This is a genomic window from Flavobacterium sp. (assembly GCF_031409475.1).
Classification (GTDB): domain Bacteria; phylum Bacteroidota; class Bacteroidia; order Flavobacteriales; family Flavobacteriaceae; genus Flavobacterium.
The window spans coordinates 143,947-161,123 of record NZ_JANNXH010000062.1 but is presented as its reverse complement, the minus strand read 5'-3'; the positions used below and the strand labels follow the sequence as shown (position 1 = coordinate 161,123).

Genomic DNA, 17,177 nt, shown 5'->3' with positions numbered 1-17,177 from the left:
CTTTCGCACCGAAAACACGGGAAATACATTGCAGTAAACTGTGGCGCCATTCCCGAAGGAACAATAGACAGTGAACTTTTTGGACATGAAAAAGGCGCTTTTACAGGCGCAACATCTACACGAGAAGGTTATTTTGAAGTTGCTGATGGCGGCACCATTTTCCTAGATGAAGTGGGTGAATTACCGTTAACTACCCAAGTACGTTTGCTTCGTGTTCTTGAAAACGGAGAGTTTATAAAAGTGGGATCGTCGCAAGTTCAAAAAACAAATGTAAGAATCGTTGCAGCAACTAATGTAAATTTATTTGATGCTATCGAAAAAGGAAAATTTCGGGAAGATTTATATTATAGACTAAGCACTGTTGATATTACATTACCTCCATTGCGAGATAGAAAAGAAGACATTCATTTGTTGTTCAGAAAATTCGCCTCAGATTTTGCTCACAAATACAAAATGCCACCATTGAAATTAGACGACAATGCGGTTTTGATATTGCAAAAATTTCGTTGGAGTGGTAACATTAGACAGCTTAGAAATGTGGCCGAGCAGATTTCAGTATTAGAAACCAACCGCGATATTTCGGCAATGACTTTGCAATCGTATTTGCCAACCGAAGGCAGCAATTTACCCTCTGTAATTAAAGATAAAAAATCCGAAAGTGATTTCTCAACCGAGCGTGATATTCTCTACAAAGTACTTTTTGACATGAAAAGTGATTTGCACGATTTGAAAAAATTAACTTTGGAATTAATGAAAAATGGCTCTGCAAAAGTACAAGAAATCAATACCAATCTGATTCAAAAAATATACGGCTCCAAGGAAACCGAAAGTGAAATTTCGTTTGAAGAAGAACCAAGAAATCCAATTTATTCAAACCCGAATGAAGAAGAAATTTTTCAGGAAGAGGAAGATAATTATCTTTTTGAAGAAACCGCTGAAGAAGAGGAGGAAGTGTTACGTTTAGAGCAAAAAGAAATCGAAATGATCAAAAAATCTTTAGAAAAAAACAAAGGAAAACGCAAAGCCGCAGCCGATGAATTGGGGATTTCCGAAAGAACCTTGTATCGAAAAATTAAACAATTTGATTTGTAGTCTAATTGATAATTAAAAATTGAAAATTCACAATTGAAAAATATATCTTTGACACGAGCATTAGCGAATTAGCGAAGCCTATTTATACAGAAAATGAAATACACAAAATACATACTTCTTACAATTTTCGCTTTCAGCATCAACAGTTGTTCTGTTTACAACTTTACAGGAACAGGAAAAATCGATGCTAAAACCTTTCAAGTGAATTATTTTCAAAATAATGCCGAGTTAATTGAGCCTGGTCTAGACAGGACATTTACACTTGAATTACAAGATTTAATTCTGAACCAAACCAATTTAAATCTAGTTAAAAGTGGCGCAGATTTAACTTACGAAGGTGAAATTACAGGGTACAGAATTAGTCCAATGACAGCAACTGCAGATCAAAGAGCTTCACAAAATAGATTGACAATTCGTATAAATGTGCGATTTACCAATAAAAATAAAGAAACCGATGATTTTGAAAAACCTTTTGATTTCTATTATGATTATCCCGCAGAACAACAGCTCACAGGATCTACATTAAATGCTGCCATAAAAGAGATTTTTGAAAGAATCACACAAGATATATTTAATGAATCTCTTGCAAAATGGTAATTATTGTTGGTTCGGGAATTTGATAATTCGGTAAATCGAAACACAAATAAACGAATAACACATAAACGAATAACCTTCATGAACGTAACCGATTATACTTATTTACTAAACAAACCTGATGCTATACAGGAGAAACAAACCGAGGCTTTGGGTCAAGTCTTGGATGAATTTCCTTATTTTCAGAGTGCCAGAGCATTACGATTAAAAGGGCTTTACAATCAAAACAGTTTTAAATACAATTATGCCTTAAAAGTAACTGCTGCACATACAACTGATAGAACCGTTTTGTTTGATTTTATAACTTCGGATACTTTTACAGCCATCCAAAAGGGATTGTATGATAAAAAAATACTAGAGCTTTTAGATATTCGTGTCGTAGACAGTGAAATTATAGAGTCCGAAATAAAACTTGAGCCAAAAATAAATACCATTGAAGAATCGATTATAACATCTATAAAGGAATCGGAGCAAATAAATCAAATTGAAAACTCAAAAACAGCCGAGGAAAATCTTGAAATTGGAAAACCACTAGATTTCTCCCTAACCGAGAAACATTCGTTCCAAGAATGGCTTCAACTTTCTAGAACACAACCCATAAATAGAACGGCTGAAAATGGCGATGACACCGTTTCTAAATTTGATGAGAAAAAAAAGAAAAAATTGGATTTAATAGATAAATTTATTGAAGCTAGCCCAAAAATTTCAGCTTTAAAACAAGAAAGCACATCGAATTTAGTATTTGAAAACAATAAAACAGACCACACTTATTTAATGACCGAAACACTTGCAAGAGTATATCTCGAACAAAAAAAATACCAAAGAGCAATTCAAGCCTATGAAATATTAATTTTGAAATATCCAGAAAAAAGTAGTTTCTTTGCAGACCGTATTTCGGATATTAAAATTTTACAACAAAATAATAATTAAACAATGAGCACATTTTCAATTTTTTTAGTACTAATAACAATAGTTTGTTTCCTACTTATCGTAGTAATAATGGTTCAAAACCCAAAAGGTGGTGGACTTTCTTCAACTCTTGGTGGATCGACTCAAATAGGCGGTGTACAAAAAACAACTGACTTTTTAGACAAAAGTACTTGGACATTGTCCGCAATATTAATTCTATTGATATTACTTTCCAGTTTAAGTTTTGGAGGATCACTAAGCGATACCGATTCTAAAATTATAGAAAAAACGGAAGCTGTTGCACCAAAAACAGAAACTCCAGCATCAACAATACCTGCTCCAGTAAAGGAACCAGTGAAAAAATAATTTTACTTAATTAAATTAAGAGCGTTAGCATTTTGTTAACGCTTTTTTTGTGCAAAAACGTCAATTTTTAATTACTTTTGCACAACAAAAATTTAAAAATTACAAACTATGGCTTTAAACATAAAACCACTTTCAGACCGAGTACTTGTTGAACCAGTTGCTGCTGAAACAAAAACGGCTTCTGGAATTTTTATTCCTGATACCGCAAAGGAAAAACCACAAAAAGGAACTGTTGTTGCTGTTGGGAACGGAACAAAAGACCATACAATGACTGTGAAAATAGGTGATTCAGTACTTTACGGAAAATACGCTGGAACAGAATTAAAACTAGAAGGAAAAGATTATTTGATTATGCGTGAAGATGATATTCTTGCAATTATCTAAATAGTATTAAGTCCGAAGAATTAAGTATCAAGACAGCTTGACTTGAGAGCTTTGCTCTAACTGGCGAAGCAAACTTTAAACAAATTAAACTAATAATGAGGATGCGATTGCTTCGTACCTCGCAATTACAACAAAAATGGCAAAAGATATAAAATTTGATATTGAAGCACGTGACGGATTAAAACGTGGTGTTGATGCACTAGCAAATGCAGTAAAAGTAACTCTTGGACCAAAAGGTCGTAATGTAATTATAGGAAAATCTTTTGGTGGACCAACTGTTACTAAAGATGGAGTTACGGTTGCAAAAGAAATAGAATTGAAAGATCCATTAGAAAACATGGGCGCTCAAATGGTAAAAGAAGTAGCGTCAAAAACTAATGACTTGGCTGGTGATGGAACTACAACTGCTACAGTTTTGGCGCAAGCCATCGTAAAAGAAGGATTGAAAAACGTGGCTGCTGGAGCCAACCCAATGGATTTGAAACGCGGTATCGACAAAGCAGTAGAAGCTATTGTTGCTGACTTGGCTAAACAAGCCAAAGTTGTTGGTAGCGATTCCGAAAAAATTAAACAAATTGCCTCCATCTCTGCAAATAATGACGAAGTAATTGGTGAATTAATCGCTAATGCTTTTGCAAAAGTTGGAAAAGAAGGAGTTATTACTGTGGAAGAAGCAAAAGGAACTGATACTTATGTAGATGTTGTGGAAGGAATGCAGTTTGACAGAGGTTATCTTTCTCCATACTTTGTTACCAATCCTGAAAAAATGGAAGTAGAACTCGAAAGTCCATACATTCTATTATACGACAAAAAAGTTTCTTCATTAAAAGAATTGCTTCCCGTACTTGAACCAATAGCACAATCAGGAAAACCCTTGTTGATAATCGCCGAAGATGTTGATGGTGAAGCATTATCAACACTGGTTGTTAATAAATTACGTGGTGCATTAAAAATAGCTGCTGTAAAAGCTCCTGGTTTTGGAGACCGAAGAAAAGCCATGCTAGAAGACATCGCTATTTTAACTGGCGGAACAGTAATTTCAGAGGAAAGAGGATTCACACTTGAAAACACCACTATCGAAATGTTAGGCACTGCAAAAAGAGTGACAATCGATAAAGACAACACTACAATTGTAAGTGGTGCTGGCGAAGCGGATATGATTAAAAATAGAGTGAACCAAATCAAAGGTCAAATGGAAGCTACGACTTCTGATTATGACAAAGAAAAATTGCAAGAACGCTTGGCTAAATTAGCTGGTGGAGTTGCCGTTCTTTATGTTGGTGCTGCTTCTGAAGTGGAGATGAAAGAGAAAAAAGACAGAGTTGACGATGCGCTTCATGCCACTCGCGCCGCTGTCGAAGAAGGAATTGTTGCTGGTGGAGGAGTTGCGTTATTACGCGCAAAATCAGCTCTAACATCAATCAAAGCAGACAATGCTGATGAAGCAACTGGAATACAAATTATATTTCGTGCCGTAGAATCTCCGTTGCGAACTATTGTAGAAAATGCCGGTTTGGAAGGATCTGTTGTTGTAGCAAAAGTAGCCGAAGGAAAAGGTGATTTTGGTTACAATGCCAAAACTGACGAATATGTTGATATGCTAAAAGCTGGAATTATTGATCCTAAAAAAGTAACACGTGTAGCGCTTGAAAATGCAGCATCAGTTGCAGGAATGATTCTTACTACTGAATGTGCTTTAGTCGATATTAAAGAGGAAAGTAATGGCGGACATCAAATGGGTGGTGGAATGCCAGGCATGATGTAAAGGTTAAAATTCCAAAAAATAAATTCCAAATCTCAAATTGGGTAAATAAAAATCCGTCTTGTTCTGTAAACAAGACGGATTTTTGATTTATTAGACTTTATCAGCTGGTCGTTTTTTTAATAATTTAAGAAAAACTGGAATGGTTGAGATTAGTATTATCCCAATAACAATAAATTCAATGTGTTCTTTTAAATCAATTCCTTGTTTTAAAAAGACACCATATAAGTAATGTCCGGAAAAAACCAAAATAAAAGACCAAAGAAAGGAGCTTAAAATATTATAGAACATAAATTTCTTTTTATCCATGGATACAATTCCTGCTACAATAGGAGCAAATGTTCTAAAAAGCGGAAGGAAACGTGCGAAAATTATAGCCTTTCCGCCATATTTTTCAAAAAAATCTTTTGACTGTAATAAATATTTTTTCTTAAACCAGAAGGTATCTTCTTTTTTAAATAAATAATAACCCCCTTTTTGTCCAAACCAATAACCCGCCATGTTACCAAAAATCCCTGCGATAGCAATTAACAAAGAGAGCAAAGTAACGTTTATAAAATCGCTTTCAATAAACAAAACGTTTTGGATTAAATCACGACTGTAAATTCCGGCTAAAAACAGCAAACTGTCTCCAGGGAGAAAAAAACCAGCAAAAAGCCCAGTTTCGGCAAAAATTATAAATAAAACAATGTACAAGCCAAATTGAATTCCACCAATTTTTAATGTTATATAAAACTCTGGGTTCAATAACTGTGTCCAATCAAAATTATTCATATAAAAAATTAAAGTTAATTTTTAGATTTTTTGTCGTTTGACTTTATGTCTTGGGTGTGAAAATAACTATAATTTCTGGTACATCATAAAATTTTGTGGCATTTAATAAATAAATAACATTTGCAGAATTTATTATTCTTTCCTTTCATATTTACAACAAAAGTGCAAATTTTCATAAACATTATCTGTTGCTTTTACTAAATCAGTGTCATGTCCTACTTTTGCGACAGCTTTTTTTACAGACAATAAATCTGTTTTTTCTTCATTCAGTAACAAACTCAATTGATGCGTTTCTATGTTCCAATTTGCAGTTTTTACACCATTGACTGAAAAAGCTGCTTTCTGAATTCGTTTTTGACATTGCTCACAATTTCCATTGACTTCAATGGTGTGTTTGGCGTTTTTATTCTTTTTTGCTTGTGCTTGTGCTGAAAGTGTTACAATAAGTAACACCATTCCTAAAAATACATTTTTCATAATTATTATTTTTATTGTTATTGTCCCGACGTTTCGGGATTGCAAATTAAATTGCCTTATTTTATTTTAAATCGTAATCCTGCATAATACATTTGGCCGAAAATTGGTGCATAAACAATTGAAGCATCAAAAGTCGCTCCAAAAGGATTATCACTTCCTAGAATTGCTTTTTGTTGCGTGTAATTTCCAATATTCTCACCACCAAGATACATTTCAAAAGTAGATGAGAAAGTTCTAGTGATTTGTGCATTCATCAAAGAAAACGAATTGGAATACCCCCGTAATCTATCATTAATAGGATTTGTGGCAGTATTTGGCAACTGCTGTTTTCCAATCCAATTGAAAGTGTAATCAAATTTCCATTGTTTTCCTTTATCAACAATATGTGTTTCGTATTCTAAATTACCAAAAAATCGATGCTTTGCTTGCAATGGTCGTTGGAATTTACCTGATAGATAATCCGTTTGAATGTCATAGTATTTATAAGCAGAACGCAAATTAAAATGGGTGAAAAATTCATAATTAAACTCTACTTGTAAACTATTAGCATACGAAATACCTTTTAAATTATAAAACAATACTTGTTGCGGCGATTGCATTAGATCTACAACTGCTTGATTCTGAAAATCAGTTCTATAGAAATCAAAACCAACATCCGCTTTTTTTCCTAAAATAAGAAATTTTTGATTAAAACTTAAACCATAATTCCATGCAATTTCAGGGTTTAAGCCATATATTTTCCCGTTTGTATCAAAAATGTTCAACGTTCTAGAACTTGCAAAAAGCTGCTGATTTTCGGCAAAAATATTAGCTGCACGTTTTCCTCTCCCAGCCGAAAAACGTAAAACAGATTGTTCCCAAGGGTTGTATCGAAGGTGTAATCGAGGTGTAAAAAAAGTGCCCAATCGATTGTGATTGTCCATTCTTCCTCCGAGAATCACACTGAAATCATCATCATTATCATAGGTGTATTCAAAAAAAGCACCGACTGAATTATCAATCCTACTATAATCATTCACATTGACAAACTCTTGATATTTATCGTAAGTGAAATTCAAACCCGTAGCAAATTTATGCATGGTATTATCAATAATTGAATTGAAAATCAGGTTCGAGTAATAGCTGCTTTGTTTTATGTTGTATTGATTTAAACCAAAATAGGAGTTTTGATTGTGGCTGTTAAATGCATTTTGAAAACCAATACTTTGATATGGCATATCCTTAAAAACATAACCTATTTTTGTAGAAACATCAAAGCGCTCCGTATTAATTTCAGAACCCCAAAAGTTAGTCGTGCCTTTGTCTTTGTTTGGATCAAAATCAATTTCACCTGTTTGCTTTTTATCATTCATATATCTGAAATTGACAAAGCTAACCAATCCTTTATCAGCATTATAATATTGATATCTATTCAAAATATTAATTTGTTTGGCTAGTGGATTATCAAGAAATCCATCGTCGTTCATGTCTTTTTTTGAAATACGAGTATTGCCATGAACAAACAAGCTTGAAGCCCATTTATCTGAAATTCTCTTGTTGAAATGAGTGTTTAATTCAAACCGAGAATCCGAAGAACTGTAGGCATTTAGAAAAAAAGGAATGTCGCTAATGGGTTTCAATAATTCGGTGTTTATTTGTCCAGAAATACTTTCGTAACCATTTACGACACTTCCTGCGCCTTTTGTGATTTGAATGCTTTCTACCCAAGTTCCGGGCGTAAATGACAATCCATAAGCTTGAGATGCGCCACGAACCGACGGAATATTTTCTTCGGTAATCATCAAATACGGACTAGTAAGTCCTAACATTTTGATTTGTTTTGTTCCTGTCAAAGCATCCGAAAAATTAACATCGATTGATGGATTGGTCTCGAAACTTTCGGCGAGATTACAACACGCTGCTTTGAGTAATTCCTTGCTCGTAATTATTGTTGTGTTTGCCGTAACCGAATATGATTTTTGCAATCCTTTGCGTTTAGACTGCACTTTAACTTCCTCTAATTTGACTTTTTGTATAGTGTCCTGTGAATACGTAAAAAAAGTACACGACAACAATATTAAAAGTATTGAAATGTGTTTTTGCATAATTAAAATTTAATGTTTTATAAAATGAAATTTTAAACCGCATAGGCGATTTAACTTTTATTAAACATTAAAAATCAAGCGTAAAAAATGTATTGGGAATATAATTTAAAAAGAGGCGGTGCATTTGCATCACAAAAATAAGTTGTGATTTTGTCGCTGCTAAATTGTTGAAATGCAGTTGTAACAAAGGAATTCCATTCTTGAAACACAAAAGATGCAACTGCCTGAAAAGAAAAACCTTTTTCTATGAAATTATCTGATTTTTTTTGAAAATTAACAACCTTATCTTTACAACAAGAGTTTTCTTTTTCATCAATTCCACAACAATTTTCTTCAGTTTTTGGGGGTGAAAAATTAGATTTCAATGAAACCGAAGCGATTTTGTCACCACAATAATGCACATTAAAAGCCAACCCTGTATTGGAAACCAACAGGAAAAAAGCTAAAAATAAACTAATGTGTTTTTTAAATTTCATAATACAAAATTAGTTAATCTATTGGTTTAAAGTCACAATAACTTCTTAATTTTTAGAAATTTGTTTCTGGAAATAAAAGCCTGGCAAAAACAATAATAAAAAAATAGGCTGGATTAGAAACCGACGAATGTAGAAAAGCAATAAATTATTTTGTTCCTGGTAAATATAAATGGTCAAAAAGAAAGCTATAATTAAGCCCAAAAAGAAAATAACATATAGAATTGAGGCAAATTTAACCATTGAAATATCTTTAAAAAGCACATAAATAATTCCTAATGAAAATAGTGTGTTTACTAAATAACGCAACAAAAGTCCAAAAAATAACTCTACAGAGTTATATTCGGGCAAAGGCAAAGAGTTAAAATCTGATTTGAAATAATTTAAGAAAGGATCATAAAACAAGGTGTCTTCATAAGCTCTAATCAAAGCTAACAAGAGAACAAACAGCAATACTAATACTATCTTAACCTTATGATTTAATAGTTTTTGTAGCATATTTTGAAAATTTATTGACCCAGACTACCCACAAAATAAATACAACTCCATAAATAACCAAAGGAAAAATAACTCCGTGAAGAATGTGTTGAAGCTCTTTAAAATGATACAAGGCAACGGCTAAAAGCGCAATCCTTAATACATTTAAAAAATAAATTATTGCACTTCCACAAAGTATGAATAACAGAGTAGTCTTAAATTTTCCTGAAAATGCAACTACAAACGAAATAAATAAAATAATCACACTCATCGCATTGCAGCCTTCAATAATTCGGGCAACATATTTTTGCTTATAAAACAATTTGATGTAGGGTATTGCTTTGTCTTCTTGAATAGTGCCTTCGGAAAATAATTGCAATATTGAGGCCGTATTTCTGGCAACTAATTTTGTTATTGAATCAATTTTTAAGTCTCCAAAACTATTGAGATAAAACTGATAAAGTACCATTAACAAAACATATACCAAGAAAAAAGTTCCAATAAATAATAAAAAGGGTTTGTACTCAATAAAATATTTTTTCAAAATCTTAATTTTTAACAAATTTATATAAAAATAAACAGACTCATTTAAATACTTTTACAAAAAAAATACGATAATGACTTTCGAAGAATTAAAACCAAAAGTAACCCAAATAATCTCCAATACATCCTTTTCAAGAGATGAAAAATTACTTAAAATTTGTGAATTATTAGAGCAAAATATATCCTATTACACATGGGTTGGGTTTTACTTTGCAAATCAAGAAACCAAAACTTTACATCTTGGACCTTATGTTGGTGCAGCAACTGATCATACTGTTATTCCTTTTGGAAAAGGCATTTGCGGACAAGTGGCGGTTTCAAACCAGAATTTTGTTGTGCCAGATGTTGCTGCTCAGGACAATTATATTGCGTGTAGTTTTACTGTTAAATCAGAAATTGTGGTGCCTTTGTTTGTAAACGGGGAGAATATTGGACAAATCGATATTGACAGCCACGTCCTAAATCCTTTTACAGTGGCTGACGAAAGGTTTTTAGAGTTTGTAAATAGTGAAGTTGCGAAATTGTATTAATATTATTACATTCGCTTGCTAATTTATCCTGATTTTATGAAATCAATTCTGTTTGCTATTTTATTTCTTTTTATTCCAAAACTCTGTTTTTCTCAAACTTCTGCCATTGACAGGAAGATATATTTAGATTCTACCAGCAATGAAACCACTTCAGAAAATTACAAATATTATAGAATAATCAAAGATTTTTATTCTGATAAAGATTTTTACTTGATCAAAGATTACTACAAATCTGGTGTATTACAAATGGAAGGAACATCAAAAACAAAAGATGCTAATTCAAAAGAAGGTGAGTTTGTTTTTTATTATGAAAATGGAAATAAAAAAGCAGTCACCAATTATCTAAAATCTCGTCCGATTGGAAAAAATTCGGAATGGTACGAAAACGGCAATAAAAAATTAGAAGGAGAATACATTGAAAATGAAAAAACATTTGTGGGTGTATTAAAAGTCTTTCAATTTTGGAATTCGAAAAATGTCCAAACAGTACTTGACGGCAATGGAGATTTAGAAGAGATTTCAGAATTTTTCTTTGCCTCTGGAAAAGTCAAAAATGGTTTTAAAGATGGTAATTGGGAAGGGTACGACAAAAAAATAGGATATACATTTAGCGAAATTTATGAAAATCAAAAATTATTTTCAGGCGTTAGTGTGGATTCAAATAAAGTTTCACGGACTTATAAAATGGTAGAAGTAAGGCCAGAGCCAAAAAAAGGTTATACAGATTTTTATAAACACGTAGGTAAAAATTTCAGAACACCTGATATAAAAGGATTACAAGGAAAAATTATTATTGGGTTTACAATAGATAAAAACGGTTCAATTATAAAGCCTAAAATTCTAAAAAGCATAGGATATGGTACTGATGAAGAAGCCATTAAAGTGGTAACCACTTATAAAGATTTTGCTCCTGGTGAGATTAGAGGTATAAAAGTAAGCTGTGCATTCACTTTACCTATTTCAATTCAAAGTGCTAATTAAAAAAATATAATTCATAATTCACTATTTACAATTATTTTCTAGCTTTTCGCCCGTACTAAAAAAGTGTGTTATATAAACAATAGTTTTTTTATAAAATACAAATTTAAAATTCACCTAAAATAAATACCAAACAAAATTAAATCTAAATCGTGAAAAATTACATCAAAATTATCATTGTTCTCCTAATTTGCTTTAAAGGATTTTCTCAAGAAATCCCACTTCCTAAAATCACCAAAAGTATAATTTTTAAAGATGAGTATAAAAATTCCTCAATTCAGTCCATTAATAGCGATGGAAAAGGAGGAGTTATTGTAATCAGAATACAGCTCAGTAAATTTCAACAAGAAAAAATTTATACGATCGAAACTTACGATAAAAATTTAAATTTAGTGAATCAAAAGGAATATGATATCGAAGATAGACCAAAGGAAATAAGACGATATTTGGTTTTGGGTGTTATAACAAAGGATGATAAAGTTAATATTATCGATTATTTTTACAATAATAACAACAAAAAATTTGTGTGCACTGCGAAAACTTTTTCAGCAAATACACCAAATTTCATTGAAAAGGAATTATTTTCTTTTGATGGTGAGGAAAATTTTGAAAGTAATGGAAAGATGGTTTTGAAAGCCTATGGTTCATTATTTGGACTTGGAGGCAACAAAGACTTATACGAGAATTACGCAAAAATGATGATAAATAACAAAAAAAGCGCATTTGCGGTATCTATTAAAATTAAAGATAAAAAAAGTGAGAAATTCAAAATGTATACTTTTTCTAGTTCTTTAGAAAAGAAATTAGAACACGATTTTGACACTAAGGTCAAAAACAGAAACTTCACATTCGATGACTTCGATCTGTCTCCCGATGGTAATTCGATTTATTTATTATCAAAAGTTAAAAACGAAAACTCAAAAGACAAGAAGAAAGGCGGAAAGTATGAGTTTGTTTTATCTGAAATCACATCTACAACTGAGAAAAATTTAAATATTGATACTAAGCTGCAGTATTGCCAAAGTTTAACCCTACTTACTAATGAGAGCTTTTTGAAATGTGTTGGTTTTTATTCTGAAAAAAACGACTTTAGATATAAAGGAATTGTGGTTTATGATATCAACGTAAATGGTTTATCGATAAATAAATCAAGTTTTAATCCTTTTACAAGTCAATTTCTTACGGATAAATACGGTAAGATAAAAGATAAAGAATTGCGAAATTTGGAAATCAACGATTTTAAAATTTCAACGGACAACGAAATTATTATTAATGCCGAAGAGCGTTTTGTACAAATTGTAACATCGTCTACTGGAACTGGCGGAATGTATTCCTATCCGATTTTTCATTTTAATGATATTGTTTCGACTAAAATAAATGCCGAAGATGGTTTAGTTTGGGCAAGAAATATTAATAAAAAACAATCAACAACTGGACAAGGTCAATCTCAATTTTTTTATTCTTTCACTTCTGCTTCTGTAGGCAAGAATAATTATCTGTTCGTCAACGCATCTGAAAAGCCAAAAAAGATAAGCAACGATAGAATAGAATTCAAAGATACTTCTAAAAATAGCTCCAATATTAATATGATTCGTTTTGACGAGAATGGGAATTTTGATTTTATTGAAATTTTAGATAATAAGCAAAATGAAATGCCTTTTTTAGTAGGACAAGGTATTCAAGTTGATAATAGCATATATTTTTTAGGCAGAGATGGAAAGAAAAAACAGTTATTAAGAGTTTCAATTTAAATAGTTGGCTTCATTTATTAAAGAAATATTGTTTTTACAAGAATACTATGTACCTTTGCACACGAATTAGGAAAAACTTAATTCATACATAAAAATCATTTAAATAATATTAGCATGTATTTAACAAAAGAAGTTAAAGAAGAAATCTTCGCTAAACACGGAGAAGTAACAAACACAGGAAAGTCAGAAGCACAAATCGCTTTATTCACTTTCAGAATTTCTCACCTTACTGAGCACTTGAAAAAAAATCGTCATGATTACAACACAGAGCGTTCATTAGTATTGTTAGTAGGTAAAAGAAGATCATTGTTAGATTACTTGAAAAAGACAGAAATCAACAGATATCGTGAGATAATCAAATTATTGAATATTAGAAAATAATCAATTAAAAAGAGGTGCGCAAGTGCCTCTTTTTTTTATACATATTGCAGAAAAAGTTTGGTTTTTCATTGGGTTTTAGGCATTAACTACGCAACAACAACACAACTAACTCCCATGTTTAACATTTATAATTAAAAATTTATGATTCCACAATTATTTGTAGAAAGTATCGATTTAGGTGATGGAAGAAACATCACAATCGAGACAGGACGTTTGGCTAAACAAGCTGATGGATCTGTAGTAGTAAGAATTGGAAATACTGTTATTTTAGGAACAGTAGTTTCGTCAAGAAAAGCAAGTCCAGGTATTGATTTTTTACCTCTAACGGTAGATTATCGCGAAAAATTTGCGGCAGCAGGTCGTTTTCCTGGTGGTTTCTTCAAGAGAGAAGCACGTCCAAGCGACAACGAAGTATTAACAATGAGATTAGTTGACCGTGTTTTACGTCCGCTTTTCCCAAGTGATTATCATGCAGAAGTTCAGGTTATGATTCAGTTAATGTCTCATGATGATGACGTAATGCCAGATGCATTAGCAGGATTAGCCGCTTCGGCAGCACTAGCTTTGTCTGATATCCCTTTTGAAACTTTAATTTCTGAAGCTAGAGTAGGAAGAATTGACGGAAAATTTATCATCAATCCATCTCGCGCTCAATTAGAATTATCAGATATTGATATGATGATTGGCGCTTCGACTGATTCTATCGCAATGGTAGAAGGCGAAATGAAAGAAATTTCAGAAGCAGAAATGTTAGAAGCAATTAAATTTGCTCACGAACACATCAAAAACCAAATTGCGGCACAAGAACGTTTGCAAACCGCTTTTGGAAAAAAAGAAGTTCGTACTTACGACCAAGAAAGAACAGACGATGCTATTCAAGCAAAAGTAAAAGCAGCGGCTTACGATAAAATTTATGCTATTGCAAGTAAAGGTTCTGCTAAACAAGAACGCACAGCTGCATTTGCAGAAGTAAAAGAAGAAGTAAAAGCCTTATTTACAGAAGAAGAATTGGCTACAGATGGCGATTTAGTTTCTAAATACTTTTACAAAGTAAACAAAGAAGCAGTTCGTAATGTAACTTTAGATTTAGGAACACGTTTGGACGGAAGAAAAACTACAGAAATTCGCCCAATTTGGTGTGAAGTAGATTATCTACCATCAGTTCACGGTTCGGCATTGTTTACTCGTGGAGAAACTCAAGCTTTGGCTACAGCTACTTTAGGAACCTCTAGAGAAGCAAACCAAATAGATTCACCGTCTGAACAAGGAGAAGAAAAATTCTATTTACATTATAATTTTCCACCGTTTTCTACAGGAGAAGCGCGTCCGTTAAGAGGAACTTCTCGTCGTGAAGTTGGTCACGGAAACTTGGCTCAAAGAGCGTTGAAAAACATGATTCCTGCTGATTGTCCTTATACCATTCGTATTGTTTCTGAAGTTTTAGAATCGAACGGTTCGTCTTCAATGGCAACCGTTTGTGCTGGAACATTATCATTAATGGATGCTGGAATTCAAATGATTCGTCCCGTTTCTGGAATTGCAATGGGATTGATTACGGATGGCGATCGTTATGCGGTTTTATCTGATATTCTTGGTGATGAAGATCACTTGGGAGATATGGATTTCAAGGTAACTGGAACTTCAGAAGGAATCACTGCATGTCAAATGGATATTAAAATTGACGGATTGAAATATGAAATTATGGAAGCTGCTTTAGCTCAGGCTAGAGACGGTCGTTTGCATATTCTTAATATACTTACTGAAACTTTGGCACAACCAAAAGAAGACGTAAAAGCGTATGCTCCCAAAATTATCATGAGAACTATTCCTGGTAACTTCATTGGTGCATTAATTGGACCTGGAGGAAAAGTAATTCAAGAATTACAAAAAGCTACAGGTTGTACTATCGTTATCAACGAGGAGAACGATATGGGAATTGTTGAAATTCTTGGAACTGATCCTGCTGGAATTGCAGCAGTATTAGCGAAAATTGAGTCTATTACTTTCAAACCACAAATGGGTGAAGCTTATGAAGTTAAAGTAATTAAAATGTTAGATTTTGGAGCAGTTGTTGAATATACAGCAGTTCCTGGAAACGAAGTTTTGTTACACGTTTCAGAATTAGCATGGGAAAGAACAGAAAATGTTGCCGATGTTGTCAATATGGGTGATGTATTCATGATTAAATACCTAGGTTTAGATCCAAAAACTCGCAAAGAGAAAGTTTCTAGAAAAGCTTTATTACCAAGACCTCCGAGAGAGTCTTAATTAAAAAAAGCTAGGATTTTATATTTATAAAACGTCGTTTCATTTCTTTGAAACGGCGTTTTTATTTTTAATTAAAAATATTTTTCGTTTTTTGTAACTTTTTTGAAACTTTAAACGTATAATCAATTGTATACTTATAATAAAGGACAAACCTACAATGAGACAATTAAAAATCACCAAGCAGGTAACAAATCGTGAAACTGCATCATTAGACAAGTATTTACAGGAAATCGGAAAAGTGGATCTTATCACTGCCGATGAAGAGGTAGAATTAGCACAAAAGATAAAAGCCGGTGATCAAGCAGCACTCGAAAAATTGACAAAAGCCAATTTGCGTTTCGTAGTTTCGGTAGCAAAACAATACCAAAATCAAGGACTAACTCTTCCCGATTTGATTAATGAAGGAAATTTAGGATTGATAAAAGCAGCACAACGTTTTGATGAAACCCGTGGTTTCAAATTCATTTCGTATGCAGTTTGGTGGATTCGTCAATCGATTTTGCAAGCCTTGGCAGAGCAATCTCGTATCGTACGTTTGCCTTTGAACAAAATTGGTTCTATTAATAAAATCAATAAAATGTATGCATTGTTAGAGCAATCTAACGAAAGACCACCAACAGCAGAGGAAATTGCCAAAGAATTGGATATGACCGTAAATGACGTAAGAGAATCTATGAAAAACTCAGGTCGTCACCTCTCAATGGATGCGCCACTTGTTGAAGGAGAAGATTCAAATCTTTACGACGTATTGCGTTCTGGTGAATCTCCAAATCCTGACAGAAACTTAATCCAAGAATCTTTGCGTACTGAAATTGAGCGTTCATTAGAAACATTAACACCAAGAGAAGCGGATGTGGTTCGTTTGTATTTTGGTTTGGGCGATCAACATCCAATGACATTAGAAGAAATAGGAGAAACTTTCGACCTGACTCGCGAACGTGTTCGTCAGATTAAAGAAAAAGCAATCCGAAGATTAAAACATACTTCAAGAAGTAAAATATTAAAAACTTATTTAGGCTAGTTCTCGATACTTTCGCAAAAGCGAAAACTCGAACTGATGCTAATAACTTTAACGACGGTCTGATTAACTGTTCGTTTTTTGATTGATGATTGAAACCTCGGCTGATTACCGAGGTTTTATTTTTTGCAGGGCAAATAAAACCTCAGTCTGTTCGCTATCGCTCGGGTGTCCGAGGTTTTATTTTTCTATGTCATTGCGAGGCACGAAGCAATCTCATTTTTTATTAGGGCGTGACCCTTTGATTGCTTCGTGCCTCACATCATCGGGTCAGGCTGTACGCTTCAATCTTTTTTCTCCCGAAGTTTCGGGATCA

General features: G+C 32.9%; 18 protein-coding genes. 12 read left to right on the top strand and 6 right to left on the bottom strand.

Annotated elements, in window-relative coordinates:
- The 6 genes from RMO53_RS11570 to groL form a co-directional block, all read left to right on the top strand.
- Nucleotides 1–1,092 (top strand): sigma 54-interacting transcriptional regulator (locus RMO53_RS11570; RefSeq protein ID WP_310380827.1); only part of this gene is annotated, 1,092 nt, incomplete at its 5' end.
- Between the two features lie 93 nt (nucleotides 1,093–1,185).
- A complete protein-coding gene (locus tag RMO53_RS11565) occupies nucleotides 1,186–1,689 on the top strand; it encodes an LptE family protein (RefSeq protein ID WP_310380824.1) in 504 nt (167 codons plus the stop codon).
- A gap of 78 nt (nucleotides 1,690–1,767) precedes the next feature.
- Nucleotides 1,768–2,616: a tetratricopeptide repeat protein gene (locus tag RMO53_RS11560; protein WP_310380823.1), complete on the top strand. Its 849-nt coding sequence runs from the start codon at nucleotides 1,768–1,770 to the stop codon at nucleotides 2,614–2,616.
- A 3-nt stretch (nucleotides 2,617–2,619) separates the two neighbouring features.
- Entirely contained in the window at nucleotides 2,620–2,961 is a 342-nt protein-coding gene (gene secG / locus RMO53_RS11555) for a preprotein translocase subunit SecG (RefSeq protein ID WP_310380820.1), read from the top strand.
- 108 nt (nucleotides 2,962–3,069) lie between these two features.
- On the top strand, nucleotides 3,070–3,345 hold the full coding sequence (groES, locus tag RMO53_RS11550) for a co-chaperone GroES (RefSeq protein ID WP_310380817.1): 276 nt from the start codon (nucleotides 3,070–3,072) through the stop codon (nucleotides 3,343–3,345).
- A 136-nt stretch (nucleotides 3,346–3,481) separates the two neighbouring features.
- Nucleotides 3,482–5,110 carry a chaperonin GroEL gene (groL, locus tag RMO53_RS11545; protein ID WP_310380815.1) on the top strand — a complete coding sequence of 543 codons (1,629 nt, stop codon included), beginning with the start codon at nucleotides 3,482–3,484 and terminating at the stop codon, nucleotides 5,108–5,110.
- 90 nt (nucleotides 5,111–5,200) lie between these two features.
- Here groL and RMO53_RS11540 read toward each other — a convergent pair whose 3' ends face one another.
- The 6 genes from RMO53_RS11540 to xrtF form a co-directional block, all read right to left on the bottom strand.
- Nucleotides 5,201–5,881, bottom strand: a complete 681-nt coding sequence (locus RMO53_RS11540) for a VTT domain-containing protein (protein WP_310380812.1) — start codon at nucleotides 5,879–5,881, stop codon at nucleotides 5,201–5,203.
- A 132-nt stretch (nucleotides 5,882–6,013) separates the two neighbouring features.
- Nucleotides 6,014–6,358: a cation transporter gene (locus RMO53_RS11535; protein WP_310380810.1), complete on the bottom strand. Its 345-nt coding sequence runs from the start codon at nucleotides 6,356–6,358 to the stop codon at nucleotides 6,014–6,016.
- A gap of 56 nt (nucleotides 6,359–6,414) precedes the next feature.
- Nucleotides 6,415–8,442 carry a TonB-dependent receptor domain-containing protein gene (locus tag RMO53_RS11530; RefSeq protein WP_310380806.1) on the bottom strand — a complete coding sequence of 676 codons (2,028 nt, stop codon included), beginning with the start codon at nucleotides 8,440–8,442 and terminating at the stop codon, nucleotides 6,415–6,417.
- Between the two features lie 74 nt (nucleotides 8,443–8,516).
- Nucleotides 8,517–8,918 (bottom strand): HYC_CC_PP family protein, encoded by a 402-nt coding sequence (locus RMO53_RS11525; protein ID WP_310380803.1) that lies wholly within the window; start codon nucleotides 8,916–8,918, stop codon nucleotides 8,517–8,519.
- A 45-nt stretch (nucleotides 8,919–8,963) separates the two neighbouring features.
- Entirely contained in the window at nucleotides 8,964–9,413 is a 450-nt protein-coding gene (locus RMO53_RS11520) for an exosortase F system-associated membrane protein (RefSeq protein ID WP_310380801.1), read from the bottom strand.
- On the bottom strand, nucleotides 9,388–9,936 hold the full coding sequence (gene xrtF, locus RMO53_RS11515) for an exosortase family protein XrtF (protein WP_310380798.1): 549 nt from the start codon (nucleotides 9,934–9,936) through the stop codon (nucleotides 9,388–9,390). The genes RMO53_RS11520 and xrtF overlap by 26 nt, the downstream gene beginning before the upstream one ends.
- A 73-nt stretch (nucleotides 9,937–10,009) precedes the next feature.
- On the opposite strand from xrtF, the gene RMO53_RS11510 reads away from it, so the two are divergent.
- The 6 genes from RMO53_RS11510 to RMO53_RS11485 all read left to right on the top strand — a co-directional run bounded on the left by RMO53_RS11510 (nucleotide 10,010) and on the right by RMO53_RS11485 (nucleotide 16,864).
- The gene (locus RMO53_RS11510; protein ID WP_310380796.1) at nucleotides 10,010–10,465 is read left to right on the top strand and encodes a GAF domain-containing protein; all 456 of its coding nucleotides are present in this window, start codon (nucleotides 10,010–10,012) and stop codon (nucleotides 10,463–10,465) included.
- Between the two features lie 36 nt (nucleotides 10,466–10,501).
- Entirely contained in the window at nucleotides 10,502–11,446 is a 945-nt protein-coding gene (locus RMO53_RS11505) for an energy transducer TonB (protein ID WP_310380793.1), read from the top strand.
- A gap of 149 nt (nucleotides 11,447–11,595) precedes the next feature.
- Entirely contained in the window at nucleotides 11,596–13,194 is a 1,599-nt protein-coding gene (locus RMO53_RS11500; RefSeq protein WP_310380791.1) for a hypothetical protein, read from the top strand.
- A gap of 114 nt (nucleotides 13,195–13,308) precedes the next feature.
- Nucleotides 13,309–13,575: a 30S ribosomal protein S15 gene (gene rpsO / locus RMO53_RS11495; protein WP_310380790.1), complete on the top strand. Its 267-nt coding sequence runs from the start codon at nucleotides 13,309–13,311 to the stop codon at nucleotides 13,573–13,575.
- 141 nt (nucleotides 13,576–13,716) lie between these two features.
- The gene (locus tag RMO53_RS11490; protein ID WP_310380786.1) at nucleotides 13,717–15,843 is read left to right on the top strand and encodes a polyribonucleotide nucleotidyltransferase; all 2,127 of its coding nucleotides are present in this window, start codon (nucleotides 13,717–13,719) and stop codon (nucleotides 15,841–15,843) included.
- A 157-nt stretch (nucleotides 15,844–16,000) separates the two neighbouring features.
- A complete protein-coding gene (locus tag RMO53_RS11485) occupies nucleotides 16,001–16,864 on the top strand; it encodes an RNA polymerase sigma factor RpoD/SigA (RefSeq protein WP_194312649.1) in 864 nt (287 codons plus the stop codon).
- Nucleotides 16,865–17,177 lie beyond the last annotated feature (313 nt).

Coding starts and splice junctions, on each gene's coding strand:
- RMO53_RS11565 (WP_310380824.1), top strand. CDS start 1,186: ATGAAATACACAAAATACATACTTCTTACAATTTTCGCTTTCAGCATC.
- RMO53_RS11560 (WP_310380823.1), top strand. CDS start 1,768: ATGAACGTAACCGATTATACTTATTTACTAAACAAACCTGATGCTATA.
- secG (WP_310380820.1), top strand. CDS start 2,620: ATGAGCACATTTTCAATTTTTTTAGTACTAATAACAATAGTTTGTTTC.
- groES (WP_310380817.1), top strand. CDS start 3,070: ATGGCTTTAAACATAAAACCACTTTCAGACCGAGTACTTGTTGAACCA.
- groL (WP_310380815.1), top strand. CDS start 3,482: ATGGCAAAAGATATAAAATTTGATATTGAAGCACGTGACGGATTAAAA.
- RMO53_RS11540 (WP_310380812.1), bottom strand. CDS start 5,881: ATGAATAATTTTGATTGGACACAGTTATTGAACCCAGAGTTTTATATA.
- RMO53_RS11535 (WP_310380810.1), bottom strand. CDS start 6,358: ATGAAAAATGTATTTTTAGGAATGGTGTTACTTATTGTAACACTTTCA.
- RMO53_RS11530 (WP_310380806.1), bottom strand. CDS start 8,442: ATGCAAAAACACATTTCAATACTTTTAATATTGTTGTCGTGTACTTTT.
- RMO53_RS11525 (WP_310380803.1), bottom strand. CDS start 8,918: ATGAAATTTAAAAAACACATTAGTTTATTTTTAGCTTTTTTCCTGTTG.
- RMO53_RS11520 (WP_310380801.1), bottom strand. CDS start 9,413: ATGCTACAAAAACTATTAAATCATAAGGTTAAGATAGTATTAGTATTG.
- RMO53_RS11510 (WP_310380796.1), top strand. CDS start 10,010: ATGACTTTCGAAGAATTAAAACCAAAAGTAACCCAAATAATCTCCAAT.
- RMO53_RS11505 (WP_310380793.1), top strand. CDS start 10,502: ATGAAATCAATTCTGTTTGCTATTTTATTTCTTTTTATTCCAAAACTC.
- rpsO (WP_310380790.1), top strand. CDS start 13,309: ATGTATTTAACAAAAGAAGTTAAAGAAGAAATCTTCGCTAAACACGGA.
- RMO53_RS11490 (WP_310380786.1), top strand. CDS start 13,717: ATGATTCCACAATTATTTGTAGAAAGTATCGATTTAGGTGATGGAAGA.
- RMO53_RS11485 (WP_194312649.1), top strand. CDS start 16,001: ATGAGACAATTAAAAATCACCAAGCAGGTAACAAATCGTGAAACTGCA.